General features: G+C 59.7%; 14 protein-coding genes. 3 read left to right on the plus strand and 11 right to left on the minus strand.

Going from position 1 to position 15,884, the window contains the following annotated elements; all coding sequences use genetic code 11:
* The first annotated feature begins 207 nt into the window (after positions 1-207).
* Positions 208-1,746, plus strand: a complete 1,539-nt coding sequence (glpD, locus tag BSF40_RS13370; protein ID WP_095965604.1) for a glycerol-3-phosphate dehydrogenase — start codon at positions 208-210, stop codon at positions 1,744-1,746.
* 67 nt (positions 1,747-1,813) lie between these two features.
* On the opposite strand, the gene BSF40_RS13375 is transcribed toward glpD, so the two are convergent.
* From BSF40_RS13375 to BSF40_RS13385, 3 genes are all read right to left on the minus strand, one after another.
* Complete coding sequence (locus tag BSF40_RS13375) at positions 1,814-2,920, minus strand: NADH:flavin oxidoreductase/NADH oxidase (protein WP_095965473.1); 1,107 nt, start codon at positions 2,918-2,920, stop codon at positions 1,814-1,816.
* A 276-nt stretch (positions 2,921-3,196) separates the two neighbouring features.
* Complete coding sequence (recJ, locus tag BSF40_RS13380) at positions 3,197-4,906, minus strand: single-stranded-DNA-specific exonuclease RecJ (protein WP_095965474.1); 1,710 nt, start codon at positions 4,904-4,906, stop codon at positions 3,197-3,199.
* 66 nt (positions 4,907-4,972) lie between these two features.
* Positions 4,973-5,515, minus strand: coding sequence for a YaeQ family protein (locus tag BSF40_RS13385; protein WP_095965475.1), 543 nt, complete (start codon positions 5,513-5,515; stop codon positions 4,973-4,975).
* 147 nt (positions 5,516-5,662) lie between these two features.
* On the opposite strand from BSF40_RS13385, the gene BSF40_RS13390 reads away from it, so the two are divergent.
* Positions 5,663-6,862, plus strand: a complete 1,200-nt coding sequence (locus BSF40_RS13390) for a CaiB/BaiF CoA-transferase family protein (RefSeq protein ID WP_095965476.1) — start codon at positions 5,663-5,665, stop codon at positions 6,860-6,862.
* On the plus strand, positions 6,816-7,784 hold the full coding sequence (locus BSF40_RS13395) for a TIGR02285 family protein (protein ID WP_095965477.1): 969 nt from the start codon (positions 6,816-6,818) through the stop codon (positions 7,782-7,784). Before BSF40_RS13390 ends, BSF40_RS13395 begins: the two co-directional genes overlap by 47 nt.
* Positions 7,785-7,954: 170 nt before the next feature.
* Here BSF40_RS13395 and BSF40_RS13400 read toward each other — a convergent pair whose 3' ends face one another.
* From BSF40_RS13400 to trmD, 8 genes are all read right to left on the minus strand, one after another.
* The gene (locus BSF40_RS13400) at positions 7,955-8,242 is read right to left on the minus strand and encodes a DUF3509 domain-containing protein (protein ID WP_095965478.1); all 288 of its coding nucleotides are present in this window, start codon (positions 8,240-8,242) and stop codon (positions 7,955-7,957) included.
* A 161-nt stretch (positions 8,243-8,403) separates the two neighbouring features.
* Positions 8,404-9,759, minus strand: a complete 1,356-nt coding sequence (locus tag BSF40_RS13405) for a transporter substrate-binding domain-containing protein (RefSeq protein ID WP_095965479.1) — start codon at positions 9,757-9,759, stop codon at positions 8,404-8,406.
* 119 nt (positions 9,760-9,878) lie between these two features.
* A complete protein-coding gene (thrC, locus tag BSF40_RS13410; RefSeq protein ID WP_095965480.1) occupies positions 9,879-11,288 on the minus strand; it encodes a threonine synthase in 1,410 nt (469 codons plus the stop codon).
* Positions 11,289-11,393: 105 nt separating this feature from the next.
* On the minus strand, positions 11,394-12,698 hold the full coding sequence (locus BSF40_RS13415) for a homoserine dehydrogenase (RefSeq protein WP_008053502.1): 1,305 nt from the start codon (positions 12,696-12,698) through the stop codon (positions 11,394-11,396).
* A 133-nt stretch (positions 12,699-12,831) separates the two neighbouring features.
* A complete protein-coding gene (gene dsbC, locus BSF40_RS13420) occupies positions 12,832-13,563 on the minus strand; it encodes a bifunctional protein-disulfide isomerase/oxidoreductase DsbC (protein WP_015096703.1) in 732 nt (243 codons plus the stop codon).
* Positions 13,564-13,738: 175 nt separating this feature from the next.
* On the minus strand, positions 13,739-14,635 hold the full coding sequence (xerD, locus tag BSF40_RS13425) for a site-specific tyrosine recombinase XerD (RefSeq protein WP_095965481.1): 897 nt from the start codon (positions 14,633-14,635) through the stop codon (positions 13,739-13,741).
* 99 nt (positions 14,636-14,734) lie between these two features.
* Complete coding sequence (gene rplS / locus BSF40_RS13430; protein ID WP_003175895.1) at positions 14,735-15,085, minus strand: 50S ribosomal protein L19; 351 nt, start codon at positions 15,083-15,085, stop codon at positions 14,735-14,737.
* Positions 15,086-15,130: 45 nt separating this feature from the next.
* On the minus strand, positions 15,131-15,883 hold the full coding sequence (gene trmD / locus BSF40_RS13435) for a tRNA (guanosine(37)-N1)-methyltransferase TrmD (RefSeq protein WP_007897583.1): 753 nt from the start codon (positions 15,881-15,883) through the stop codon (positions 15,131-15,133).
* Position 15,884: the final 1 nt, after the last annotated feature.

The following is a 15,884-nucleotide window of genomic DNA, read 5'->3' on the forward strand; positions in this document are numbered from 1 at the left end:
CCCGCGAAGACGATCGCACATACAGCATCCCTCTTGCGCCATAACGCGCATCAAAATGTTCGTAAATTTTCCTTTAATGGCCCTTCGATGAGTATTTTCAATCGAAGCTGACTGGCTGTGGGCCTCTTTATGGGCTAGTATTTTCGCAAATGAACATTAATGTTCGATTTCAAATACAGAACATCAAAGAATTCCGAGGCCGAGCCGATGCCCACTTCCACCTTGTCTACGCCCCCCCTCGCCGAGGTTTACGATATCGCCGTCATCGGTGGCGGGATCAATGGCGTGGGGATCGCAGCGGATGCTGCCGGTCGCGGCCTATCGGTGTTCCTTTGTGAAAAAGATGACCTGGCCAGCCATACTTCGTCGGCCAGCAGCAAGCTGATCCACGGCGGCCTGCGCTACCTCGAACATTACGAATTTCGCCTGGTGCGTGAAGCCTTGGCCGAACGTGAAGTGCTGCTGGCCAAAGCACCGCACATCGTCAAGCAAATGCGCTTCGTGCTGCCACACCGCCCGCACCTGCGCCCGGCGTGGATGATCCGCGCAGGATTGTTCCTCTATGACAACCTGGGCAAGCGCGAGCAACTGCAAGGTTCGAAGAGCCTGAAGTTCGGCCCCGACAGCGCGCTCAAAAGCGAGATCACCAAGGGTTTCGAATACTCCGATTGCTGGGTCGACGACGCGCGCCTGGTGGTATTGAACGCCATGGCCGCCCGGGAAAAAGGCGCCCACGTTCACACCCAGACCCGCTGCGTCAGCGCCCGTCGTAACAAAGGCCTGTGGCACCTGCATCTGGAACGTGCCGATGGCAGCCTGTTTTCGATCCGCGCCAAGGCATTGGTCAACGCGGCCGGGCCATGGGTCGCCAAGTTCATTCGTGATGACTTGAAGATGGAATCGCCATATGGCATCCGCCTGATCCAGGGCAGCCACCTGATCGTGCCGAAACTGTACGAAGGCGAACACGCGCACATCCTGCAAAACGAAGATCAGCGCATCGTGTTCACCATTCCGTACCTGAACCGCTTCACCCTGATCGGCACCACCGACCGCGAGTACACCGGCGATCCGGCTGCCGTTGCAATTACCGACGGCGAAACCGATTACCTGTTGAACGTGGTCAACGCCCACTTCAAAAAGCAAATCAGCCGCGATGACATCCTGCACAGCTATTCCGGCGTGCGCCCGCTGTGCAACGACGAATCCGACAACCCGTCGGCCGTGACCCGCGATTACACCCTGGCGCTGTCGGGCTCTGGTGAAGAAGCTCCGTTGCTGTCCGTATTCGGCGGCAAACTCACCACTTATCGCAAACTGGCCGAGTCGGCGCTGGCGCAACTGGCACCGTACTTCAAGCACATCAAGCCAAGCTGGACCGCCAGCGCCACGCTGCCGGGCGGTGAAGACATGACCACCCCGCAAGCCTTGACCTCGCGTATCCGCGACAGATTCGACTGGGTACCGAGCGAGATCGCTCGCCGCTGGGCCACCACCTACGGCAGCCGTACCTGGCGCATGCTCGAAGGCGTGCAGGACCTCAGCGATCTGGGTGAACACATCGGCGGCGGTCTCTACACCCGTGAAGTCGACTATTTGTGCAGCGAAGAATGGGCAACCAGCGCCCACGATATCCTCTGGCGTCGTAGCAAGCTCGGTTTGTTCACGACGGTGGCCGAACAGGAAAAGCTCAAGGACTACCTGAACAAGGTCGAACAGAACCGCAGCAAGATCGAAGCGGCCTGATCGAGACACGTAACAAACAAAAGCCCCTGAATCTCACGACTCAGGGGCTTTTTCGTATCGATGGATTTCAGTCGCGCAAATCCGATTCGTGAATGGGCTGCTCACGATGGGTCGCCCGCTGATACTGCGCCGGCCACACGGCCTTGTGCCCGCCCAGATCGTCATCTGCATGCAGCGCCCAGTACGGATCGCGCAACAACTCACGGGCCAGGAAGATGATATCGGCCTGACAGGTGCGCAGGATGTGCTCGGCCTGGGCCGGCTCGGTGATCATGCCAACCGTGCCGGTGGCCATGCCCGACTCCTTGCGCACACGCTCGGCGAAGCGGGTCTGATAACCCGGCCCTGTGGGAATCTCCGCATTCGCCGCGGTCCCGCCCGACGAGACATCGATCAGGTCCACGCCCAGGTCTTTCAGGCGGCGCGCCAACTCCACGGTTTCATCAGGGTTCCAGCCGTCTTCCACCCAGTCGGTGGCCGAGACCCGGACAAACACCGGCAACTCTTCAGGCCACACCGCGCGCACCGCTTCGGTGACCTGCAGCACCAGCCGAATGCGATTTTCGAACGAACCGCCATATTGATCGCGACGCTGGTTGCTCAACGGCGACAGGAACTGGTGCAGCAGGTAACCATGGGCCGCGTGGACTTCGACCACCTTGAAACCGGCAATCAGAGAGCGCTTTGCCGCATCGACAAACGCCTGGATCACCTTGGCGATCTCGCCGTCATCCAGTTGTCTGGGTTGCGTGTGCTGTGGGTCGAACGCAATGGGCGAAGGTCCGACCGGCACCCAGCCGCCATCGTCGGGTTTGACGCTGCCGTGTTTGCCAAGCCATGGCCGGTAGGTACTGGCCTTGCGCCCGGCATGGGCCAGCTGAATGCCGGCAACGGCGCCCTGGGCGCTGATGAAGCGGGTGATGCGTTGCAGGGGTTCGATCTGCTCGTCATTCCACAGACCGAGGTCTTGAGCGGTGATACGCCCGTCGGCGGTGACCGCCGTGGCTTCGGTAAACACCAGCCCTGCCCCGCCGACAGCGCGGCTGCCGAGGTGGACCAGGTGCCAGTCATTGGCCAGGCCGTCGGCGCTGGAATACTGGCACATCGGCGATACCGCGATGCGATTGGGTAGGGTCAATTGGCGAAGGGTAAAGGGTTCAAGCAGCAGACTCATGGGGCACCTCTCGAATCAGTGGGCAGGCTCCAGGTTCTGTTTGAATAGTCGACGAGTGACAGGAAAGAGGTACAACACCCGCCCCCGCGGGCAAAAAATTCGACAAAACGTCACAAGACCAAAATCAAGCAGTGATTAGAGCCTAGTCGACATCGACGGATGTCGCCCCCTTGTAGGAGCGAGCTCGCTCGCGATGGACGACAGGACACCGCGGGTTATCAGGTTCCCAGCGTCATCGTTCACGTCCATCGCGAGCAAGCACGCTCCTACAGGGGGTCAACGCGGTTCGATATGGGCAATCATCAATTGAACCGTCTCGTTGCCACGAAACTCGTTGAGGTCGAGCTTGTAGGCCAGTTCCACCCACTTGATGGTCGGATTCGGCCAGATGTCGCGGTCGATCCCGAAGGCAATGCCGTCGAGCTTCACCGAACCACATTCACTTCTCAGCACCACTTTGAGGTGCCGTTCGCCCACCACGCGCTGCTCGACCAACTGGAACACCCCATGAAACAACGGTTCCGGGAAGTGCTGCCCCCAAGGGCCAGCATGCCGCAGGGCGCGGGCCAGTTCCAGGTGAAACTCCTCCACTGCCAGGGTACCGTCCGACAACAAGCGGCCAGTCAGGTCTTCTTCGCGCAGTTGCCGGCGCACTTCAGCGTCAAAGGCCTCGGCGAACAAGGGGAAATTTGCTTCCGGCAGCGTCAGGCCGGCCGCCATTGCGTGGCCACCATACTTGGTGATCAGATTCGGATGCTGCGCCGCCACCACGCTCAAGGCGTCGCGGATGTGAAAGCCCTGGACCGAACGCCCAGACCCCTTGAGCAGGCCGTCACCGGCATCGGCAAAGGCGATGGTCGGGCGGAAATAACGCTCTTTCATCCGTGATGCGAGGATACCGATGACGCCCTGATGCCATTCGGGATCGAACAGGCACAAGCCGAACGGCATCGACTCCACCGGCAGATCCTTGAGCTGGGCCAGCGCTTCACGCTGCATGCCCTGCTCGATGGATTTGCGATCCTGGTTCATGCCGTCCAGCTGAGCCGCCATCTCACGGGCCAGAGCTGCGTCTTCAGTCAACAGGCATTCGATGCCCAGGCTCATGTCATCCAGGCGCCCTGCGGCGTTCAGGCGTGGGCCAACGATGAAACCCAGGTCGGTGGAGGTGATGCGCGCATGGTCACGCTTGGCCACCTCGAGAATCGCCTTGATCCCGGGCCGGGCACGACCGGCGCGAATCCGCTCGAGGCCCTGATGCACCAGAATCCGGTTGTTGGCATCCAGCGGCACCACGTCGGCCACGCTGCCCAAGGCCACCAGATCGAGCAGTTCGCCGATATTCGGCTGCGGCTTGCTGGTGTACCAGCCGAGCTCGCGCAAACGCGCACGCAGGGCCATCAACACATAGAAAATCACCCCGACACCGGCCAGGGCCTTGCTCGGAAACTCGCAAGCTGGCTGGTTCGGATTGACGATGGCATCGGCCAACGGCAGCTCCTCACCGGGCAAGTGGTGGTCGGTGACGAGCACCTTGAGCCCGGCCTTTTTCGCTGCAGCCACGCCTTCGACGCTGGAGATGCCGTTATCCACGGTAATCAGCAAATGCGGCTGGCGCTCCAGCGCGACTGCGACGATCTCCGGGGTCAGGCCGTAGCCGTAGTCGAAACGGTTCGGCACCAGATAATCGACATGCGCCGCCCCCAGCAAACGCAGACCCAGCGTGCCCACGGTGCTGGCCGTTGCGCCGTCGGCATCGAAGTCACCGACGATCAGAATGCGCTGGCGCTGTTCGAGCGCCGTCACCAACAAGTCCACGGCGGCATCAATGCCCTTGAGCTGCTGGAACGGAATCAGCCGCGCCAGGCTCTTGTCCAGTTCCGCCTCCGATTGCACGCCCCGCGCCGCATACAGGCGGGTCAGCAGTGGCGGAATATCACCGAGGAATGGCAGGGTGTCGGGCAGCAGGCGAGGTTCGATGCGCATGGGGTGAAAGATGCTTCTCTTCAATACGTAGGATAAAACCGGGTGACGCGCTGAAGCGGCGAAAAATCAGCCGCGCTCACCGGTCAGCCACTGCAACTGAACTTCGTGCTGACCACGGTCGTCGGTGACGAAGATCGTCCCTTCGCTGATCATCACGTCCCACTTGATGACGCGTGGCATGTCTTTGGCCAGGGTCTCCAGGACTTCCTGAGGCACGGCAGCGATGTTGACGTTTTTCAGGTTTTTCACCGCGGGCACCACTTTGCCTTCCCACACACGCAGGCTGCCGTAGGCCAGCAGGCTGGTGCGCTCGGTGCGGCGCGAGCACCAGGTCAGGCGCTCGGCATCCGGCTGGCCGACTTCGATCCAGTGCAGGACGCGGTCATCCAGGCTTTTTTCCCACAAGGCCGGTTCATCCACTTCCGACAGACCACGGCCGAACGACAGCTGTTCGTTGTACCAGAGGGCGTAGGCCAGCAGGCGCACGGTCATGCGCTCCTCGGTTTCCGAAGGGTGACGGGCGATGGTCTGCTTCACGCTCTCATAGACGCTGCGGTCGAGGTCGGTGAGGTTCAGTTCAAACTTGTAGGTCGTGGACGGCTGGGCCATGAACGGGCTTCTTGATACGAGGAAAGGCGGCAAGTCTAACCGATGCGGCGGGCAATCCACGAATCGAAGGTGATCAACCTGAAGCGCCTGACAGTCGGCTATGTTAAAACACTGTACTCGCCCATCCCTTGCCCAGCAGGATCCCGCATGCCGTTCACCGCCAAACCGCTTTCCGGTCTGAAAGTCATCGAATTGGGTACCTTGATCGCCGGCCCGTTTGCTTCGCGCATTTGCGCTGAGTTCGGTGCCGATGTGATCAAGATCGAATCCCCGGACGGCGGTGATCCATTGCGCAAATGGCGCAAGTTGTATGAAGGCACTTCGTTGTGGTGGTTCGTCCAGGCGCGCAACAAAAAGTCCCTGACCCTCAATCTCAAGCACCCCGACGGTCAGGCGATCCTGAAACAGTTGCTCGGTGAAGCCGACATTCTGATCGAGAACTTTCGTCCCGGCGTCCTGGAAAAACTCGGCCTGGGCTGGGACGTCCTGCACGCCTTGAACCCGAAACTGGTCATGGTGCGGCTGTCGGGTTTCGGCCAGACCGGCCCGATGAAAGACCAGCCCGGCTTTGGTGCGGTCGGTGAGTCCATGGGCGGTTTGCGCTACATCACCGGCTTCGAAGACCGGCCACCGGTGCGCACCGGCATTTCCATCGGTGACTCGATTGCCGCGCTCTGGGGCGTGATCGGCGCGCTGATGGCCCTGCGTCATCGCGAGGTCAATGGCGGCCAGGGGCAAGTGGTGGACGTGGCGCTGTATGAAGCCATTTTCGCCATGATGGAAAGCATGGTCCCGGAATTCGACGTGTTCGGCTTCATCCGCGAACGCACGGGCAATATCATGCCGGGCATCACCCCGTCCTCGATCCACACCAGCGCCGACGGCAAGCACGTGCAGATCGGCGCCAATGGCGACGCCATTTTCAAACGCTTCATGCTGATCATTGGCCGGGAAGACCTCGCCAACGACCCTCTGCTTGGCAGCAACGATGGCCGCGATGCGCGGCGCGACGAGCTCTATGGCGTCATCGATCGCTGGGTCAATTCACTGCCGCTGGACAGGGTGCTGACGCTGCTCAATCAGGCCGACGTGCCGGCCAGCCGGATCTTCAGCGCCGAAGACATGTTCAATGATCCTCAGTACCTGGCCCGTGAAATGTTCCTGCAGGCCAAACTGCCGGACGGTAAAGACTTCAAGATGCCGGGAATCGTGCCGAAACTCTCAGAGACACCCGGTGAATGTGAATGGGTCGGGCCACAACTGGGTGAGCACAACGCACAGGTACTCCAGGAACTTGGCTATGACGCGACGCAGATTGCACAGTTGCGCAAAGACGGAGCCATCTGAACTGAGGCACCTGCCTGCATGGGTCATTCGGTTCTGCCCGTCGCGCGCTGGCTGCTTGCTTTGCGTGCTGGCGTCCCTGCTCCTGCTCATTGAACCGGTCCCGTCAGCCCTGGCGCAATCCAGGGAAACCCTGATCTGGCTCAAACGCGACCTGCCGCCGCTGACGATCTTCGACGGACCGAAAAAGGGCCAGGGCGTCATCGATCAACTGCTTCCCCTGTTGATTGCCGGCATGCCGCAGTACCAGCACCGCGTGATGAGGGTCAATCGCGCGCGCGGACTGCAAATGCTTCACGAACCTTCCCTCGTCTGCGACGCGGCGCTGAACTGGAGCAAGGAACGGGAACAGTGGATCGCCTTTTCCATCCCGGTCTTCCGTGCCATGAGCAATGGCCTGGCCGTGCGGCGCGTTGACCAGAAGGTACTGGCCCCCTTTATCGAGGATGGCGAAGTGGACCTCGCAAAGTTGCTCGCCAGCGGCAACGAAAAACTGGGAATCATCGCCGAGCGCAATTACGGCGAATACCTCGACGGGCTGCTCAAGCAAGCACCCGCCGACATGCTGGCACCTCATTACGGTAACGACGCCTTGGGCAGCCTCCTGCAAATGCAGCGCCTTGGGCGTTTGCGCCTGCTGTTGGGGTATCGCCCGGAGATCCGCTACCAGGCTTCGCTGCAAGGCATCGCCGAGGATGAATTACAGTTCTATCCAATCCGTGGCACGGGCAAATACCTGTCCGGCTACATCGGTTGCACCGACACGCCAAAGGGCCGACAGGCCATTGCCGAAATCAATCAGGTGCTGCGCACCATGCCCCGCGAGCGCCTGGACGAGGCTTATGCCGCCTGGCTGGATCCGCAAAGTCGCAGCGAGTACCTGAAGGACAGCAAGGCGTTTTTCGACAATCTGACGCAACCATGATCAATCCCGGGCAAAAAGAAACCCCGAGAAGTGGGGAAACGACTCGGGGTTAAACGTGGCCTGCTTGGAGACCAGTAGCAGCAAGCGACAAGCACCGGAGCACAATGCTTGATCCTGCTGTTACGAAGTCTGACTGACCTGGGCGCGGGAAGGTTCCCACAAAAATCCGTTCAATTGCGGCTGGCCAGAAGCCTGTCCCGGGCAGCATTACGCAATGCCGCGATGACACAAGGCTCAAGGCGTCCTTCAGCGATCAGTACGTCGCGATGCAAACCGTCGACCACATCCGTCAGCAGGCGCTTGTCATTCAACTGGGCCTGATTGAACTCGCGCTCGACCACGGTCGCGCCGATAGCATTTTTCAGGGTCACCCGACATTCGCCACGAATGCCTGACGGGGTCAATGTGACCTGATACGGGCTCAACGCTTCACCGAGCAACAGACTGATACTTTCCATCCCGATCACCACTCAATAGTCCGAAAACAACGTGCCTGGGGCATGCCTGCAACAGATGACCACTTGCCCGAGAAGAAAGTTCTGGAGACTGACCGCAGGCGAACCTGCCGTGCAGTCAAGAGAGCATGCACGGCGAACATGACAGAGAAAAAACCCGGCCATCACGTTTGTCGGGTGCGCCGGGCGATGTCGGCCCAGCCTCCCAACAAGCCTTTCATCTGGCCATCCGCCGTGTAAAACGGCACTGTCCACTGGTAGATGTCCCTGACCCCCTCCTTGAACAGCAATTGACGCTCGAAGAAACGTGCCCTGCGCGTACTCAACTGCGCCATGAACTCGGCATGCAGCAGTTCCGCGGTTTGTCTGGGCATGACATCGACCTCGATCAACTGCCGTCCCTGCATCCGGTCAAAACGTGTCGACAAGGCGTCCTCATAACTTTTGTTGCACATGATCAAACGCCCTTGCAGGTCACGGACAAACATCGGGTCAGGCATGGCATCCATCAGGGCATGCTGGAATGTGAGCTGATCGTGCAGGTTCCTTTGGGCCTCGACCCGCTGCCTGACGACCACCGCCAACCGCCGGTTCCAGAGCAGGGACAACAGGCCGAACAGGCTGAGCACAAACATGCCCCAGCAGACCCACTGGTCAAGCCGCTGCCAGAGGCCAGGCGCCTGTGCCGTGGTAGCGCCACCGAACCACTTGCGGCGAAGATCGTGCAGCTCCTGAGCAGGAAAGGCCTCAAGCGCCTTGTTGAGGATGCTCAGCAACTGCGGCTGCCCCTTGCGCACGGCCAGATAATCCGCATCCCATTTGTACGGCACCACAGATCCGATCTGCAGTCGGCCCGACGGAAAAAGCTGGGCGCCGATTTCGCTCTCGATGGTGGCATAGGCTTCTCCGCTTTCAACCCAGGCACGGGCTTCGGCGTAGGTCTTGACCGAACGCAATTCGATGGACGGAAAATCGCGACGGATCATCGCTTCCAGTGCATGCCGGGTCGGCAGCACCAGCACCCGCTTCGCCAGATCCTCCAGCGACTGCACCGGCGGTGCCCCGGCCAATCCGACAAAGACCCATCCTGCACCACCGTAAGCATGGCTGAAATCGAGAAACGTCCGGCGTTCGTCATTCATTGACAGCATGGTGCTCAAATCCGCCGCGCCGCTTTCCAGACGAGCCAGCATCTGATCAACGGAAAAAGACTCTTCGTAAACAAACTGCAACCCCGTCATGTCACTGATGCGCTTGAGCATGTCACTGTTCATGCCCGTCCATTGACCCTGCTCATCCTTGAAGAGGTACAACGGGTATTCCAGTGCCGTGACCACGACCCGTGGATGGCTGGCTATCCACTGCAGCTCCTGGTCATCCAGCACGACCGCTGAACGTGCAACCGTCTTCCCACGCTCCTGAATCGATGCAGGGCTTGCCCCTCCCCATTCGGCGACGCCCACGATGCCGAATAAAACCAGCCAGCGCGCGACTGACTTGAACACACTTGTAAACCGCATTCCCATGTCCTTGGTGATCCACTCGCCTGTCCCTTCGCGGCGAGAACACGACAAGTGTGCATGCAGAAATGAAAAAGCCCGTCAGGAGACGGGCTTCAAAATGTTACAGCACTGACCGGTTACAGCGGCTTGCCACGGTTGCCATGCTGGCTGACAAAGGCCTGCACGGCCTTCAGGTCATTTGGCAATACGGTGCAACGTTCGTCTCGCTCAAACAAATCAGAAAGATGTACAGGCAGTTCGAGAGCTTTTCCTACACCGGCTTTTTCCACGGCGTCCGGGAATTTGACCGGGTGGGCGGTACCCAGGATCACCATTGGAATGTCCAGGCTACGACGACATTCGCGTGCAGCTTTCACCCCGATGGCAGTGTGCGGGTCGAGCACTTCACCGGTCTGCTCGTAGACTTCGGCGATCGTTTCGCAGGTTTGCGCGTCATCCACGGCCAACGAGTCGAACAACTTGCGGGCTTCGGTCCAGCGCTCTTGCTCGACGCTGAAACCACCGCCCTGTTTGAATGTATCCATCAGTCCGGCGATGGCCGCACCGTTGCGGCCATGCAGATCGAACAGCAGGCGTTCGAAGTTCGACGACACCATGATGTCCATGGACGGCGACAGCGTGGCGTGCAGGGTTTCCTTGACGTACTGGTTGCCGCTCATGAAGCGGTGCAGGATGTCGTTGCGGTTGGTGGCGACGATCAACTGGTTGATCGGCAGGCCCATGTTGCGTGCCAGGTAACCGGCGAAGATGTCGCCGAAGTTGCCGGTCGGCACCGAGAACGCCACCGAACGCGCCGGGCCGCCCAACTGCAGGGCTGCGTGGAAGTAGTAAACGATCTGGGCCATGATCCGCGCCCAGTTGATCGAGTTCACGGCGACCAGGCGAGTGCCCTTGAGGAAGCCCTGGTCGGCAAAGCTGGCCTTGACCATTTCCTGGCAGTCATCGAAGTTGCCTTCGATGGCAATGTTGTGGATGTTCTCACCGAAGATGGTGGTCATCTGCCGACGTTGCACCTCGGACACGCGGTTGTGCGGGTGCAGGATGAAGATGTCGACGTTTTCGCAGTGCTTGCAGCCTTCGATGGCGGCCGAACCGGTGTCACCGGAGGTAGCGCCGACGATCACCACGCGCTCGCCGCGCTTTTCCAGCACGTAGTCAAGCAAACGACCCAGCAGTTGCAGGGCGAAGTCCTTGAACGCCAGGGTCGGGCCGTGGAACAGTTCCAGCACCCATTCGTTACCGTTCAGCTGACGCAGTGGCGCGACGGCGCTGTGGGCGAATACGCCGTAGGTTTCTTCAAGGATCTTTTTGAAATCGGCGTCCGGAATGCTGCCGGTGACAAACGGGCGCATGACGCGGAAGGCCAGCTCGTGATATGGCAGACCGGCCCAGGAAGCGATTTCCTCCTGGGTGAAACGTGGCAGGTTTTCCGGGACGTACAGACCGCCGTCGGTGGCAAGGCCTGCCAGCAGGACGTCTTCGAAATTCAGGGCCGGTGCCTGGCCGCGGGTACTGATGTAGCGCATAGGGGCAAACCTTCGGTTTGGAGCTGCAAGCTACAAGCTACAAGCTACAAGTAAAAGCCGGAATGCTTTTGACTTGCCGCTTGCAGCCTGACGCTTGCCGCTGTGTTAATTCAAATGTTCGACACGGATCCGAACAACCGGACCGACCACACCCGCCAAGGCTTCCAAAGCAGCGATGGCGTCGTTGATGTGCTGTTCCAGCACGCGGTGGGTCAGCAGGATCATCGGCACCAGGCCGTCGTGCTCCTCGGCTTCCTTCTGCATGATCGACTCGATGTTGATGCCGCGCTCCGACAGAATGCTCGCGACCTGAGCCAATACGCCCGGATGATCCTTGGCCTGAATGCGCAGGTAATAGGCGCTTTCACAGGCTTCGATCGGCAGGATCGGGTGAGCCGACAGCGAATCCGGCTGGAACGCCAGGTGCGGTACACGGTTTTCCGGATCGGACGTCATGGCGCGAACCACGTCCACCAGGTCGGCGATCACCGACGACGCGGTCGGCTCCATACCGGCGCCAGCGCCGTAGAACAGGGTCGAACCGGCAGCATCGCCATTGACCATCACCGCGTTCATCACGCCGTTGACGTTGGCGATCAGGCGATCGGCCGGGATCAGCGTCGGGTGCACGCGCAGTTCGATACCGGCCGCAGTGCTGCGCGCCACGCCCAGGTGCTTGATGCGGTAACCCAGCGCTTCGGCGTAGTTCACGTCAGCGGTGGTCAGCTTGGTGATCCCTTCGGTGTAAGCCTTGTCGAATTGCAGCGGGATGCCGAACGCGATGGAGGCGAGGATCGTCAGCTTGTGAGCAGCGTCGATCCCTTCAACGTCGAAGGTCGGATCGGCTTCGGCGTAACCCAGAGCCTGGGCTTCGGCCAATACGTCCTCGAAGGTACGACCCTTCTCGCGCATTTCCGTCAGGATGAAGTTGCCGGTGCCGTTGATGATGCCGGCCACCCAGTTGATACGGTTGGCGGACAAACCTTCGCGGATTGCCTTGATCACCGGGATGCCACCAGCCACCGCCGCTTCGAACGCAACGATCACGCCTTTCTCGCGTGCCTTGGCGAAAATTTCATTACCGTGAACAGCAATAAGCGCCTTGTTCGCGGTGACCACATGCTTGCCATTCTCGATGGCCTTGAGTACCAGCTCGCGGGCAACGGTGTAGCCGCCCATCAGCTCTATAACGATGTCGATCTCAGGGTTCGTGGCCACTTCGAAGACATCGTTGGTAATCGCAATACCGGTCGTTTGGAACTGAGGCTTTGGCGTGCGAATGGCAATTTGTGCCACTTCGATCCCACGCCCGGCACGACGAGCAATTTCCTCGGCGTTGCGCTGAAGTACGTTGAAGGTACCGCCACCGACGGTCCCTAACCCACAGATGCCTACTTTGACCGGTTTCACTGTGAACTCCCCATAAAACGGCCGACTCAAGGCCGGCCGTGAAAACAGCCGCATGCTCGCGGCTCTCTATTAATGGCCCGGCGATGTCGCTGCCGGACCATGATCGTCAATGGCTGCCCGTGACGATGCGAATTTACTTCGCGCCCAGCGCCAGTTTGGCGACTTGTGGCGCAGGCTGGTAGCCCGGAATGACCTGCCCGTCGGCCAAAACGATGGCCGGTGTGCCGTTCACGCCGATCGACTGGCCGAGTGCGTACTGTTTGGAAACCGGGTTATCGCACTTGGCGGCCTTGATTTCCTTGCCGTCGACCATTTTGTCCATGGCCGCTTTCTTGTCTTTCGAGCACCACACGGCTTGCAGTTGCTCATCACCCGGCGAGCCCAGGCCCTGGCGAGGGAATGCGACATAACGCACTTCGATGCCGCGCTTGTTCAGCTCCGGCACTTCGGCGTGGAGTTTGTGGCAGTACGGGCAGGTGGTATCGGTGAATACGGTGATGTGCGACTTGGTTTCGCCAATGGCCGGGTACACCACGGTTTCTGCAACCGGAATATCGTTGATCAGCTTGGAGATGCCCAGGCGCTCGGTCTTCTCGGTCAGGTTGACCGGCTTGCCGTCCTTGAGATCGAACAGGTAGCCCTGCACCACGTACTGGCCGTCGGCGCTGGCGTACAGCACACGGCTGCCCTTGAGCTTGACTTCGTACAGGCCGGGCATCGGGCTGGCGGTGATAGTCTCTACCGGCACTTCGAGCTGGAGGTTTTCCAGGCTTTTACGAATGGCTTTGTCGGCCGCGTCATCGGCGACGGCAAAGGTGCTGACCAACGCAATGGCTGCGGCGGCGAAAATCTGGGTCAGACGCATGAGAACTCCTGAAGGCGAACATATGGGACGATCAGAACGCCCGTGCCGAAACACCGGGTCATAACCGCCCATCGTGCAAACCGGTCAAGCCTATCACATAAGGTTCGCATGACCGAATGCGCCTGACGCAAGACATTTTGACCACGACGCATGAAGCTCCTGCACAGGACTGTGTTCAGCCTCGGGGATGATGCTTGGCGTGAAGGTCTTGCAAGCGGGCGCGGGCAACGTGTGTGTAAATCTGGGTGGTCGACAGATCGCTGTGGCCAAGGAGCATCTGCACCACCCGTAAATCGGCGCCATGGTTGAGCAGATGTGTGGCGAAGGCATGGCGCAAGGTGTGCGGCGACAGCGACTTGCCAATCCCGGCGACCTTGGCCTGATGCTTGATCCGGTGCCAGAAGGTCTGGCGCGTCATCTGCTCGCCACGCTGGCTGGGAAACAACACATCGCTGGGACGTCCGCCAAGCAGTTCGCTGCGGGCATCACGCATGTAACGCTCGACCCAGACAATCGCCTCCTCGCCCATCGGCACCAACCGCTCCTTGCTGCCCTTGCCCATCACGCGCAGCACCCCCTGGCGCAGGTTGACCTGCTCCAGGGTCAGACTGATCAGCTCTGTCACCCGCAGACCACAGGCATAAAGCACTTCGAGCATCGCCCGGTCACGCTGACCGATGGCTTCGCTGAGGTCCGGTGCAGCCAACAGCGCGTCTACGTCGGCTTCCGACAAGGATTTGGGCAATGGCCTACCCAGTTGCGGCATATCGATGCGCAGGGTCGGATCGACGGCAATCAGCTTTTCCCGCAGCAGATAGCGATAGAAGCCACGCACGCCAGAGAGAAACCTTGCCGTTGAACGGGGCTTATAGTTTTGCTCCAGGCGCCAGGCCAGGTGATCGAGGATCAATTCGCGTCCGGCGTTGATCGGCTCCAGGCCTTTTTCCTGCAGCCAGCCATTGAACAGAGCCAGGTCACTGCGATAGGCATCGCGGGTGTTGTCGGAAAGGCCTTTCTCCAGCCAGAGGGCGTCGAGGAACTGGTCTATCAGGGGATGATCAATGGCGGGCATAAAGGCTCAGGCAAGACCGGCAACACGGTCAACGAAGATAAATCGCAGGCAACAAAAAAGCAGCCCGCAGGCTGCTTTTTTTTGCATCGGAAGCTGGACTTAAGCCAGTTTTTCCTTGATGCGAGCTGCTTTACCCGACAGGTCGCGCAGGTAGTACAGCTTGGCTTTACGTACGTCACCGCGACGCTTGACAGCCATGCTGTCGATTTGCGGGGAGTAGGTCTGGAAAGTACGCTCTACGCCAACACCGTTGGAGATTTTACGAACGGTGAATGCACTGTTTACGCCGCGGTTACGCTTGGCGATAACAACACCTTCGAACGCTTGCAGACGCGAACGGTCGCCTTCCTTCACTTTCACCTGAACGACAATGGTGTCGCCCGGGGCAAAGGTAGGGATCTCTTTGGTCATCTGCTCTGCTTCGAGTGCAAGGATGATTTTGTTAGTCATGCTGTGCTCCTAAGGTAAATCGTCGGATCTACCATCGATACGTTGTTAACTATCGTCCCGCTCGCGGATGTATTCCTCGAGCAGCTTCTTCTCTTCTCCAGAAAGCGAGCGGCTTTCCAGAAGATCGGCGCGTCGTTCAAAGGTCCGACCAAGGGACTGCTGTAAACGCCAACGCCGGATGTGCGCGTGATTGCCACTTAGCAATACGTCGGGAACACGCTGATCCGCATACACCTCCGGTCGGGTGTAGTGCGGGCAATCCAGCAAACCATCCGTAAAGGAATCTTCCTCGGCGGAGTCCGCATGCCCTAAAGCTCCAGGCAGCAGTCGTGTAACCGCATCGATCAGGACCATCGCCGGCAGCTCGCCGCCAGACAGTACATAGTCGCCAATCGACCACTCTTCATCGACATGAGCATCAATAAAACGCTCGTCAATGCCTTCATAGCGGCCGGCAATCAGGATCAATGCATCCAGATTCGCCAACTCGCGTACCGCCGACTGAGTCAGCTGGCGGCCTTGGGGCGACAGGTAAATTACCTTCGCCGCCTCCCCGGCTGCTGCCTTGGCCTGAACCAGAGCATCTTCCAGGGGCTTGATCTTCATCACCATGCCCGGACCACCGCCAAACGGGCGATCGTCCACAGTGTGATGTCGATCCGTCGTGTAGTCTCGCGGATTCCAACAGGTGAGCTGCAAGAGCCCCTGTTTCACCGCACGACTGGTGATGCCGTACTCGCTGATGGCAGAGAACATCTCGGGAAACAGACTGATCACTTCTACGCGCAAGTTAGCCACG

This window comes from Pseudomonas sp. ACN5, assembly GCF_002303975.1.
GTDB lineage: Bacteria > Pseudomonadota > Gammaproteobacteria > Pseudomonadales > Pseudomonadaceae > Aquipseudomonas > Aquipseudomonas laurylsulfatiphila.

Coding starts and splice junctions, on each gene's coding strand:
- glpD (WP_095965604.1), top strand. CDS start 208: ATGCCCACTTCCACCTTGTCTACGCCCCCCCTCGCCGAGGTTTACGAT.
- BSF40_RS13375 (WP_095965473.1), bottom strand. CDS start 2,920: ATGAGTCTGCTGCTTGAACCCTTTACCCTTCGCCAATTGACCCTACCC.
- recJ (WP_095965474.1), bottom strand. CDS start 4,906: ATGCGCATCGAACCTCGCCTGCTGCCCGACACCCTGCCATTCCTCGGT.
- BSF40_RS13385 (WP_095965475.1), bottom strand. CDS start 5,515: ATGGCCCAGCCGTCCACGACCTACAAGTTTGAACTGAACCTCACCGAC.
- BSF40_RS13390 (WP_095965476.1), top strand. CDS start 5,663: ATGCCGTTCACCGCCAAACCGCTTTCCGGTCTGAAAGTCATCGAATTG.
- BSF40_RS13395 (WP_095965477.1), top strand. CDS start 6,816: ATGACGCGACGCAGATTGCACAGTTGCGCAAAGACGGAGCCATCTGAA.
- BSF40_RS13400 (WP_095965478.1), bottom strand. CDS start 8,242: ATGGAAAGTATCAGTCTGTTGCTCGGTGAAGCGTTGAGCCCGTATCAG.
- BSF40_RS13405 (WP_095965479.1), bottom strand. CDS start 9,759: ATGCGGTTTACAAGTGTGTTCAAGTCAGTCGCGCGCTGGCTGGTTTTA.
- thrC (WP_095965480.1), bottom strand. CDS start 11,288: ATGCGCTACATCAGTACCCGCGGCCAGGCACCGGCCCTGAATTTCGAA.
- dsbC (WP_015096703.1), bottom strand. CDS start 13,563: ATGCGTCTGACCCAGATTTTCGCCGCCGCAGCCATTGCGTTGGTCAGC.
- xerD (WP_095965481.1), bottom strand. CDS start 14,635: ATGCCCGCCATTGATCATCCCCTGATAGACCAGTTCCTCGACGCCCTC.
- rplS (WP_003175895.1), bottom strand. CDS start 15,085: ATGACTAACAAAATCATCCTTGCACTCGAAGCAGAGCAGATGACCAAA.